Below are 343 nucleotides of genomic sequence, written 5' to 3'. Positions count from 1 at the left end.
ACCATGGTCTCGTCGGGCTGCGTGCGCTTCCTGAACCAGGACATCATCGACCTGTACCGCCGCGTTCCGGTGGGGACGCGGGCGGTGGTGCTGGCGGCAGGCGGGTCGGCGGCGAGTTAGATGTTTGATCCCGGGTTTTCGGCGACCGCGCCGCGCGCGAACTCGCCCGCCTGGCCGCGGAGCTGCGCGCCCAGCCCGACCTTGCCGAGCGGCTCGACCTGCTGCTGTCGATCCCGGGGCTCGGCGAGAAGACCGCCCTGCGCCTGGTCGTGCAGATGCCCGAACTCGGGCGCCTGTCGCGCGAGCAGGCCGCCAGCCTGGCCGGCCTCGCCCCGTTCGACCA

At 72.9% G+C, this 343-nt stretch carries 2 protein-coding genes; both read left to right on the top strand.

The window, feature by feature from the left end:
• Window positions 1-120, top strand: a 120-nt coding sequence (locus MKK67_RS02920) for a L,D-transpeptidase family protein (protein ID WP_243962143.1), incomplete at its 5' end; no start/stop codon positions are given.
• Window positions 121-170: 50 nt separating this feature from the next.
• Window positions 171-343 (top strand): helix-hairpin-helix domain-containing protein (locus MKK67_RS02915; protein ID WP_409568360.1); only part of this gene is annotated, 173 nt, incomplete at its 3' end.

Origin of the sequence: Methylobacterium sp. J-072 (genome assembly GCF_022829425.1) — a bacterium.
In the GTDB taxonomy this organism is placed as follows: domain Bacteria; phylum Pseudomonadota; class Alphaproteobacteria; order Rhizobiales; family Beijerinckiaceae; genus Methylobacterium.
The sequence above is the reverse complement of the archived record's forward strand: the minus strand, read 5'-3'. Positions and strand labels throughout refer to the sequence as shown.